We start from the raw sequence: 10200 nt of genomic DNA, 5'->3' as shown, positions 1-10200 counted from the left end.
GGCTCAGAACGATCGGAAAGTAGCCCGGCCCCATTCGCGAAGCGCTGCCGACCGTCAACCCGCGACCGAAGTAAAGGAACGCTGCACCGGTGGCGAGCACCAGCGTCCCACTGATCACGTCTCTCGGCTTTTCAAGTTGAGATGGCATCGTGAGGACCCGGTGCATAAATCATAGGCCGAAGCAGCAGGAGCCATGGCAGGTCAGAACCTGCCTGGTTCGGGGTGCTTGATGCCGCTTGGCGATATGGGGCTAATGGCGGATTTCGCATCGAAAACTCCAATCCGCGAGCAACGTTCATGCCAGACTTAGGGCGGCCCAAAACGAATGAGCCGCCCGCGACGAACCGTCAATCGGTAATCCGGATGTTCTGCTTTTCGGCGATGGTCTTGAACGTGTCGAGTTGCTTGACCACGAAATCCTTGAACTCAGCGCCGGCAAGCGGCGAAGTATACAGGCCAGAGTCAGCCAGACGCTTTGCCACTTCCGGCTTGACCAAGGCGTCGGCGACGGCCTTGCTCAGCTTGTCGGTGACTTCCTTAGGCATGTTCGCGGGACCCATGAGGGCGAACCAGCCCGTGACGGTGGCGTCGCCGAGGCCGGCTTCGGCCAAAGTCGGCACATCCGGCACTACCGGTACGCGCTCGGGAGAGGTCACGGCCAGCAGCTTGATGGTGCCAGTGTTGAGATGGGCGGAGATGTCCTTCACCGTGCCGAACATGCCGTCGATCTGGCCTCCGACGAGGTCGGTCACAGCACCGGCAGCACCTTTGTAGGCGACGTGGGTGATGTCGATGCCTGCCGCCAGGGCCATACGCACACCCTCAATGTGCAGCGAACCGCCAACACCCGAAGAGCCGTAGTTGAACTTGCCGGGATTGGCCTTCGCGTATTCGACGAAATCTTTCATGGCGTTGAGCGGCAGCTTCGTGCTGACAGCGAACACCAGTGGAAACTCGACGACCCGGGAAATGAAGGTCAGGTCGTCCGGGATCTTGTAGGCCACGTCCGGCTTGACGGCCGGCAGTATCGCAATCGCGTCGTTGTTGCCAAACAGAAGCGTATAGCCATCTGGATCCGCGCGCTTGACGGCATCAACGGCGATTGCCGAAGAGGCGCCGGGGCGGTTATTGACGATCACCGGCTGTCCGAGGCTGGTCGACAGTGACTCGGCGAGGACGCGGGCGGCGAAGTCGGTTGCGCCACCGGGGAGGTAGCCGACGATTACTTCGATCGGCTTGTTCGGATAGTCATCAGCCGCCTTGGCGCAGTTGGCGCCAGCGAGCGACAGCAGTACCAGCGACAGCGCTGTCAGCATGGCATGGGCTGATTTTTTGTAGGATCCAATCATTCTTCTCTCCCTTTTTATTGCTTTTTCGAGGCTTCCATCCCGCAGCGAGACTTTGCTAGCGTCACGTCCCAAAGGAACCGTAGACAGCGCACCCGAATTCCTGCCGCCAACTAAAAGCCCATCACCGTTCCTCTTGGCCTCCCGCGGCACTTCGCGACGGCATGGCCGACGGCGCAGTACGGCGACCTTATAAAAAGAAACGGCGCAAAAAGGTGAGTCGTAGATTCTTATGCCGGCATCGCACACTGCGAGGATAAGGCTTCTGCTCGGAGCCAGGTGCCGCGGTATGCTTTACCGATAGACGGCGGAGCGGAGAGAATATGGCAAAGCATGGTAGAGCGAGCCAGGCCCGGTTGCGCAGCCGCAAGCATTACGAATGAGGGTGAGCGAGGAACCGTTCCGCTTCGATGGCGGCCATGCAGCCGAGGCCGGCAGCGGTTACCGCCTGCCGATAGACATCGTCGCTTACATCGCCTGCCGCAAAGACGCCCGGAACGCTGGTGCGCGTCGATCCAGGCTCAACCCAGATGTAGCCACCGGGCTTCTGTCGGAGCTGGTCGCCAAAGACCCGGACGGACGGGCTGTGGCCGATCGCGACGAACAGCCCGTCGGCAGGCAGGTTCTGCACAGCACCCGTTCTGGCATGCCTGAGGCGAATGCCTTCGACGGAGAGCGCCGGTTCTTCGTTGCCCAGAACTTCATCCACTACATGCTCCCAGACGACCTCGATTTTCGTGTCGTTGAACAGTCGTTGCTGCAGGATTTTCTCCGCTCGCAAACTGGCACCACGGTGCACGAGCGTGACCTTAGACGCATATTTGCTGAGGAATAGCGCTTCCTCGGCCGCGGTGTTGCCCCCGCCAACCACCACGACGTGCTTGCGGATGAAGAATATGCCGTCGCATGTAGCGCAAGCGGAGACACCGAAGCCGCGGAAACGCTCTTCCGAAGGCAGGCCAAGCCACCTGGCCTGGGCGCCGGTCGCGATGATGAGCGCCTCGGTCTCGTAGCGCTTGCCGGACGACGTGATTACCCTGAACGGCCGCTCGCTGAGATCGGCGGTTTCGACATGGTCAGTGACGATAGTCGCCCCGCAGTGTTCCGCCTGTTTCTGCATCTGCTCCATGAGCCATGGGCCCTGGACGATGTCGGGGAATCCCGGATAGTTCTCGACATCCGTGGTTACCGTCAGCTGTCCACCAGGTTGCGGCCCACAGATCAGCACGGGATTGCACAGCGCGCGTGCCGCATAGATGGCGGCGGTGTAGCCCGCCGGCCCCGACCCGATAATGATGACCCGTGTGCTCATTCGTTCGCCCAGGATTGCTGGTGGGTTTGCCCGGCTCGACGGTATTGCCCGCCCGCCTCGGTTATCCGCTGCCTCGCGCCCGCTCCGAAAAGCAGCGGTCCGACGTAGCCATCAGCTGGCATGGCGGGAGAGGCCGTCGTTGGCAACCGCGGCGGCGCTATTCCCAGAGGGCGACCGGCATCGGCAGACCGTCATAGAGTTTCGCGTCGACAGTCTTGGAGAGAGGAATATCAAAGCCTTCGAGTACCGCCTGCAACTGGCGCGTATGCTGCGCCGAGTGCCAGGTCTGGCGCTCAAGTACCTCCCAGCCCGAACGCACGCCATAATAAGTCCGGACGGTCCATAGGCAGGCGCGGTCCTGCAAGCCATCCCACCAGCCCGTCAGGGTCGCGATCGATGCGTCGGCAAAAGCAAGGATGTCGGCATTGTTCTTCATGTCATCAGGCGCGGGAAGATTGACGTAGTGCGCCCAATCCTCGAATTCTCCCGCGACGTTGCGGACGAACACGTCAGGTATCTGGAAGATGTGATAGGCAAGGCCAAGGACCGTTCGCTCCAGGCGGTTCGGAATGGGATGGTGGCCGAGCTTGTCCACCGGAATCTCCACGATCAGTGATCTCGCTACCGCGAGAAATTCCTGCCAGCGCCGATGGAGCTCTTCAGGCGGCAGTCGCTCGACGCCGTCTCGCTTCCTGCCGACGAACTCGGCGACCTGGTCGAGCGACTGGGCAAAGGTGAACTTCTCGCCGCGCGATACTACAGGCAAAGACTTCGCGCCGAGCTTGGCGAGGTCGGCTGCGCCTTGCTCGTTCTCGAGCAGGTTCACGGATTCGAACGGCACGCCGAGACTGGTCAGGAACTCCTTCGTCTTGACGCAGGCCGAGCATCCAGGCACCCAGAAAACCCTGATCGGATCGGTGTACATGTATAAATCTCCTGCTCTTGAACCGAGAATCCTGAAATCCTTCGACTTGCGTGCGGCGCGGCGGACCACGCGATCCCAGTCGGGATCAGCCGGCAAACTGTAGCGTCCCCGGATTGTCTCAAACTGTAGCGTCCCCGGATTGTCTAAAGCGTCGTGGGCAGCAACTGAAGACGCCATTCGGGAAGGGGGGCATCGTGATCGGCGATGTGCCGGGCCGCGGCATCGTCGGGCACGATGCTTTCCTTCCCGTTTGCGACTTTCGATCATGGAAGCCTGCTTTTAAGAGAGGCCGAGACTGGCGCCACGTCCGCGTCGGCGCTCTCGTCTGAACCATGAAGGGGCAAAGAGAGCATTCAATGCCGAGCAGCCGGTCAAACGCTATCAGAGCGGGGCATGCTCCATTTGGCCCGGGGGTGTGCCGGCGAAGATGAGCTGGGCTCCTACCACCCGCCGTTCCCGTAGGTTCTCACCACCAGACGGATGCGGGCGCCAACATTGAGGGATTGTGAATGCGACTTGCGGGTAAGACTGCGCTGATTACCGGCGGAACGAGCGGCATCGGGCTTGCTGCGGCGCGGACATTCGTCCGCGAAGGCGCGCGTGTGGCGCTCTGCGCACGCGACGGCAAGAAAGCCCAGGCGCTGGCAGCCGAGCTGGGTCCGGGCAGTGTCGGCGTCCATATGGACGTCTCCGACCTGGACTCCATCGCGGCTGGTGCGGTGCTTGCCTCGGAAGCGCTCGGAGGCATCGACATCGTCTTCGCCAATGCCGGCATCACCGTGTTCAAGCCGTTCGCCGACTGGACCGGCGAGGATTTCGATAAGCTTTTTGCTGTCAACACCAAGGGCCAGTTCTTCACGGTCCAAAAGGCAGCACCCTTCATGCGCGATTGCGGCGTGGTGATCCTGACGGGGTCGATCGCCGCCAAGACCGGTCAGCCCAATATGGCACTGTACGCGGCTTCGAAGGCTCCGGCCTTGGCCCTAGCCAAGGCGATTTCGGCAGACCTCTTGTCGCGCCGCATCCGTGTCTTCTGCCTGTCGCCAGGACCAACCAAGACCGCCGTGTTCACCAGCGAAGGACCGTTCGCCAACGGCGCCGAAAAGGCGCTGGCGACCGTTCAGGCACGCGTGCCGATCGGCCGCGCCGCCGATCCATCCGAGCAGGCGGAAGTGGCGCTTTTCCTCGCCTCCGACGCCTCGTCCTTCATGCTGGGCACCGAGATCGTCGTTGACGGGGGCAAGAGCCAGCTTTGAGATGACCGCTCGGCGGGCCTGTCCCTTGAAAGAGATGCGGCATCGTTAGGAGCCAGCTAACTGCACTGGCTTCCAAGCCCCAGGGGCCCCCCGTGTTGCTTGAAGAGAAGTAGTTTGGACGGTCTGTTCGGATCGACGCCCGTTGCAGGGAGTCGGGTTGGATGCGCCCGTGGACGAGCGTCGGGAGGGGAAGCTGTCCACCCGACACGCCTTGGCCAGAATCGATGGTGAGCCGATCAACTCGGTGCGACAATCGCCAGTCATCGCGCGTTGCGATGACACCCTTCCCAACAAAGACTCCTTGGGGCGGACGTCACTACGTTAGAAAATGGCCCCGAACGTATCGGCGGGCGCCATGCTACTCACCGGCTGCGGCTGAGCATCACCGCCTTTGGTTACTTGCTTCGTTTGATCTGCTTCCTATGGGAGAAAAATATGATGAGCTTAGGCCGGCCTCGCGCGGCTCTCACCATGCTGGACAAGATCTGGTCGCAGCACAGCATCCTCGACCGCGCGGACGGTGAGACGCTGCTCTATGTCGACCGGCATCTCATCCACGACGGTTATCAGCCAGCATTCGAGTTCCTGCGGGCGCGCGGCTTGCGCCCGAGAGCTCCTCATCAAATTTTCGGCACGCCCGACCACTACGTGCCGACTGACGTGCGTCAGGTTGCGCGCATTCCCAGCGCCGAGCGCCGCGGCATGGTCGAGTCGCTGATGGAGAACGCCAAGGAGCTCGGCTTCACCGTGTTTGAACTTGCCGACAGCCGGCAGGGCATCGTGCATGTCATCGGCCCCGAGCAGGGCATCAGCCAGCCGGGCATGACCATCGTTTGCGCCGACAGTCATACCTCGACGCACGGCGCGCTGGGCGCTCTGGCGTTCGGCGTCGGCATGACGCAGGCAACGCAGGTGTTGGCCACCCAAACGCTATGGCAGCGCAAACCGAAATCCATGCGGATTTCCGTCGAGGGCGAACTGGGCTTCGGCGTAAGCGCCAAGGACGTCATTCTCGCCATTATCCGTAAGATCGGCGCCGCTGGCGCGGTCGGCTATGTCATCGAATATGCCGGCTCCGCCATCCGTGATCTGACCATGGAAGGCCGCTTGACTGTCTGCAATATGTCGATCGAGGCCGGCGCGCGCGCCGGCATGATCGCGCCAGACCAGGTGACGTTCGACTATGTGAGGGGCCGGCCCTATTCGCCCTCGGGAGAAGCCTGGGACAAGGCGGTCGAGCGCTGGTCGCAGCTCGGCTCGGATCCCGACGCCGTGTTCGACAGGGAAGTCACACTCGACGCGGCCGAGATCGCGCCGATGGTAACCTGGGGCACGAGCCTTGAGGACGTCGCTCCAATCGACGCGCTAGTGCCAGACCCGGATCGCGCCAACACCGCCGAGCGCCGCGAAGCCATGTCGAAGGCGCTTACATATATGGGACTCGAACCCGGCACGTTGCTGGCTGAAATCCCGGTCGACCGGGTATTCATCGGCTCGTGCACCAATGGCCGGATCGAGGACTTGAGATCCGCCGCGGCGGTCGTCAAAGGCCGGACGGTCCATCCGAGAGTCGAAGCTTGGATCGTGCCTGGGTCTGGCCTGGTCAAGGCTCAGGCGGAGGCTGAGGGGCTGGACAGCATCTTCCTCCACGCCGGTTTCGAGTGGCGCGAGGCGGGCTGTTCGCTTTGCCTGGGAACCAATGGCGAGACCGTGGCTTCCGGCAAGCGCTGCGCCTCGACCTCAAATCGTAATTTCGTCGGCCGACAGGGCCGCGGCGCACGTACCCACTTGATGAGCCCGACCATGGCGGCCGCAGCCGCTATCACCGGCCACCTCACCGACGTTCGCCAGTTTCAGCGAGGAGAATGACCATGGAACCGTTCAAGTCGGTCACGGCGACAGCCGTTCCCTTTCCTGGCGTCAATGTCGATACCGACCAGATCCTGCCGGCGCGCTTCCTTTCGAAACCCCGCGCCGAGGGCTTTGCCCAATATCTCTTCCACGATCTGCGCTTCGACGACGGCGGCAAGGAGCGGGAAAATTTTGTACTCAACACGCCACCCTATCGCCACGGCGAGATCTTGGTTGGCGAAGATAATTTCGGTTGCGGCTCGTCGCGCGAAAATGCCGTCTGGGCGGTTGCGGACTATGGTTTCCGGGTTGTCGTCGCGCCAAGCTTTGGCGACATCTTCTTCTCCAACAGCTTGAAGAACGGTCTGCTGCCAGTGGTACTGAAACGCGACGCAATCAGCAGTATCATGATCCAGCTCAAGGAACAACAGGGGGCGACCATTGAGGTCGATCTCGCCGCACAGACTCTGACCGCCCCGAACGGAGCGGTCCATTCCTTCGAGATAGATGAGTTCTCCAAGCACTGCTTGCTAAACGGCATCGACGAACTCGACTACACGCTGTCACAGAAGGACCAAATCGATGCCTTCGAGAAGCGCCACGCGGCCGAGCAGGGCTGGACCGTTCCGGACTGATAAGCGCGAATGCCTTCATCGCCCAAATGGCAGGTTTGGCGTAGCAAGGAACTTGTTGTCTATCGGCCGCGACCTTCCGGCTTTTGCGGCCGCCACGACTGCCGACTACGTCTTTAGAACGAGAAGTCATGTCGAGGAGTGACCCCTAAAATGAAGTTGTTGCATTATGGCCCGTTGGGCCAGGAAAAGCCCGGAATGCTCGATAAGGACGGCCGCATCCGCGACCTATCTGGCAAGGTGGCCAACTTTGCCGGTAGTACGTTGCTTCCGGAAAGTCTTGACGCACTACGCGCCATCGACCCGATGACCTTGCCCTTGATCGAAGGCAACCCGCGCCTCGGTGCCTGCGTTGCCGGCACCGGCAAGTTCATCTGCATCGGCCTGAATTATTCCGACCACGCCGCAGAGACGGGCGCGACGGTGCCGCCGGAGCCGATCATCTTCATGAAGGCCACGTCGGCCATTGTCGGCCCCAACGATCCGGTCGAAATCCCGCGTGGATCACTCAAGACCGACTGGGAAGTCGAGCTCGGCGTCGTCATCGGCAAGACCGCAAAATACGTGTCGGAGGCCGAGGCGATGGACTATGTCGCGGGCTATTGCGTCATCAATGACGTTTCCGAGCGCGCCTTCCAGGCTGAACGTCAGGGCCAGTGGACCAAGGGCAAGTCCTGCGATACGTTCGGACCGACCGGCCCGTGGCTGGTGACCGCCGACGAGATCGACGACCCGCAGAACCTCAAGATGCATCTCGAGGTCAACGGGCGCAAATTCCAGGACGGCTCGACCAAAACGATGATTTACGGCGTCCGCTATCTGGTGTCCTACCTGTCGCAGTTCATGAGCCTGCTGCCGGGAGACATCATCTCCACCGGCACCCCTCCTGGCGTCGGCCTAGGCCAGAAACCGAACATCTTCCTCAAGGCAGGCGACGTCGTTACGCTCGGCATCGAGGGCCTCGGCATGCAGCGTCAGGAGTTCTACCAAGGCTGACAGGGGCACACGCCCTGCACAGCGGCAACGGTTCGGGAAACTCGGCTACGACAACGTCGCGGTGCGCGCGGGCGACGCACCATGGGCTGGCCGGACGCCGCGCCCTTCGACGCCATCCTGGTGGCGGCTGCCGCGCCCGCCCCGCCGCCCGCCCTGCGCGAACAGCTCGACATCGGTGGCCGGCTCTTGATCCCGTCGGCGAAGACCCTACAGCCAGCGTCTCGTCAGGACCGCACGAAGGGCAGCCGCGACCTACAGGGAGGAGGATTTCGGCGGCGGCCGGTTCCTCCCGCTCATCGGCGAACAAGGCGGGCCCGAAGAGGACTGACGCGCGGCGCCAACCGTTCCCAATCCGGCCGCGCTTGACGCTGCCGGATTGTCGCTTAAGGACTAGCGGTTCCACCCAACAAAGGCAGAACGGCATGTTCCATCCCGATTTCACGACGCTCAGAATCTTCCTTGCCGTCTACAATCTGGGCAACATCAGCAAGGCGGCGGCGCGCGAGAACATCGCGTCGTCGGCGATCAGCAAGCGCCTCCACTCGCTTGAATCGGAACTCGGGGCGCCGCTGTTCTATCGGCATTCGCGCGGCGTCGAGGCGACGCCCGCCGGCGAGATGCTCGCCAAGCACGCGGCGACCCTGTTCAGCCAGATCAACCGGATGACCTCGGAGATGAGCACCTTCGCCTCCGGCGTCGCCGGCCAGGTGCGCATTCACGCGCACACCTCGGCCATCGTTCAATACATGCCGAGCCAGATCGCCAGCTTCACCAAGGCCTATCCCTCGGTGAAGATCATCCTGGTCGAGGATTCGAGCCTCGGCGTCCTGCAGGCGACGATCGAGGGCCTGACGGACATCGGTATCCTGGCGGGCAACATGGCCTTCCCGGATGCGCTGGATGTCTTCGACTACAGGCACGACAAGCTGGTAGTTCTGGTTCCGGCCGGGCACCCGCTCAGCACGTCGGGCGGGGTGCGCTTTGCCGACACGCTCGGCTTCGACCATGTCGGGCTCGCCGTCACCAGTTCGCTCGGCACCCTGCTCGCGGGTGCGGCCGACGCGCTCAGCATGACGCTGAAGACGTGCATCGAGGTGAAGACCTTCGAATCGGCCGTGCGTATGGTCGAGGCCGGGCTCGGCATCACTATCCTGCCGGACGGCGTGCTGGCCGACAAAGTTGGCAACGACCGGGTCTGCGCCATTCCGCTGCTCGACGAATGGTCGACCCGTCCGCACGTCATCTGCGTCCGCAACGACCGACAGCTGACGACCGCGGCGCTGTTCATGCTCGATCACCTGCGGTCCGTCCCATAGCGGTGATCGCCAGCCGCCGCCGATCGTCGCTGTTTGATAAGGGGGGCCTGCCGAACCGATACTGTCGCGTCGGCGGCAGCCATCATAACGTCGCGCCGTGTTCACCAGCATCGGGTCCAGGATCGCAAACCGGTCTTCGGCAAGCGCGATGCATCCATTCAAAGCGTGGGCGTCCATCCCCGTCGGGGAGATACGGCGCTCCGGGAGAATTTCATGAGAGAGAACTCTTTTCGGCTCGCGATCATGCCGGGCGACGGCATCGGCGTCGAGGTTATGGAGGCGGCGACGGCGGTGCTGGAGGCGATCGAGAAGCGTCACGACATCGGCTTCAAGATGGAGCGCGTCAATGGCGGCGCCCGCCAGTATCAGGAGACCGGCGTCGCCATGACCGAAGAGGGATTCGAGGCGGCCGAACGGGCCGACGCCATCCTGTTCGGCGCCATGGGTTCGCCGGACATCCGCCATCCCGACGGCACCGAGCCAGCCCCCCAGCTCGACATGCGCTTTCGCATGAAGCTCTACGCGGGCCTGCGCCCGATCCGGGCCATTCCCGGCGTGCCGCTGGC

10 protein-coding genes are annotated in these 10200 nt (G+C 62.5%); 7 read left to right on the top strand and 3 right to left on the bottom strand.

What is annotated here, in order from left to right:
- Positions 1–347: 347 nt before the first annotated feature.
- The 3 genes from EN914_RS11365 to EN914_RS11355 all read right to left on the bottom strand — a co-directional run bounded on the left by EN914_RS11365 (position 348) and on the right by EN914_RS11355 (position 3850).
- Positions 348–1316: a tripartite tricarboxylate transporter substrate binding protein gene (locus EN914_RS11365; protein ID WP_164752848.1), complete on the bottom strand. Its 969-nt coding sequence runs from the start codon at positions 1314–1316 to the stop codon at positions 348–350.
- Between the two features lie 403 nt (positions 1317–1719).
- A complete protein-coding gene (gene trxB, locus EN914_RS11360) occupies positions 1720–2658 on the bottom strand; it encodes a thioredoxin-disulfide reductase (RefSeq protein ID WP_032899518.1) in 939 nt (312 codons plus the stop codon).
- 157 nt (positions 2659–2815) lie between these two features.
- The gene (locus EN914_RS11355; protein WP_081714389.1) at positions 2816–3850 is read right to left on the bottom strand and encodes a glutaredoxin domain-containing protein; all 1035 of its coding nucleotides are present in this window, start codon (positions 3848–3850) and stop codon (positions 2816–2818) included.
- Positions 3851–4092: 242 nt separating this feature from the next.
- Here EN914_RS11355 and EN914_RS11350 point away from each other — a divergent pair, with 242 nt between their 5' ends.
- From EN914_RS11350 to EN914_RS11320, 7 genes are all read left to right on the top strand, one after another.
- Entirely contained in the window at positions 4093–4839 is a 747-nt protein-coding gene (locus tag EN914_RS11350) for an SDR family oxidoreductase (protein ID WP_024504883.1), read from the top strand.
- A 471-nt stretch (positions 4840–5310) separates the two neighbouring features.
- Complete coding sequence (leuC, locus tag EN914_RS11345; RefSeq protein ID WP_245265389.1) at positions 5311–6708, top strand: 3-isopropylmalate dehydratase large subunit; 1398 nt, start codon at positions 5311–5313, stop codon at positions 6706–6708.
- A 2-nt stretch (positions 6709–6710) separates the two neighbouring features.
- Positions 6711–7325, top strand: a complete 615-nt coding sequence (gene leuD / locus EN914_RS11340; protein ID WP_024504881.1) for a 3-isopropylmalate dehydratase small subunit — start codon at positions 6711–6713, stop codon at positions 7323–7325.
- A gap of 150 nt (positions 7326–7475) precedes the next feature.
- Positions 7476–8318 carry a fumarylacetoacetate hydrolase family protein gene (locus tag EN914_RS11335; RefSeq protein WP_024504880.1) on the top strand — a complete coding sequence of 281 codons (843 nt, stop codon included), beginning with the start codon at positions 7476–7478 and terminating at the stop codon, positions 8316–8318.
- Positions 8319–8399: 81 nt separating this feature from the next.
- On the top strand, positions 8400–8684 hold the full coding sequence (locus EN914_RS11330; RefSeq protein ID WP_196815412.1) for a hypothetical protein: 285 nt from the start codon (positions 8400–8402) through the stop codon (positions 8682–8684).
- Positions 8685–8740: 56 nt separating this feature from the next.
- Positions 8741–9634, top strand: a complete 894-nt coding sequence (locus tag EN914_RS11325; protein WP_024504879.1) for a LysR family transcriptional regulator — start codon at positions 8741–8743, stop codon at positions 9632–9634.
- 213 nt (positions 9635–9847) lie between these two features.
- Positions 9848–10200 (top strand): isocitrate/isopropylmalate family dehydrogenase (locus EN914_RS11320; protein WP_245497815.1); only part of this gene is annotated, 353 nt, incomplete at its 3' end.

The sequence above is a fragment of the Mesorhizobium sp. M7A.F.Ca.CA.001.08.2.1 genome, assembly GCF_003998455.1.
Classification (GTDB): domain Bacteria; phylum Pseudomonadota; class Alphaproteobacteria; order Rhizobiales; family Rhizobiaceae; genus Mesorhizobium; species Mesorhizobium ciceri.
This window is presented reverse-complemented; position numbering and strand designations above follow the sequence as displayed.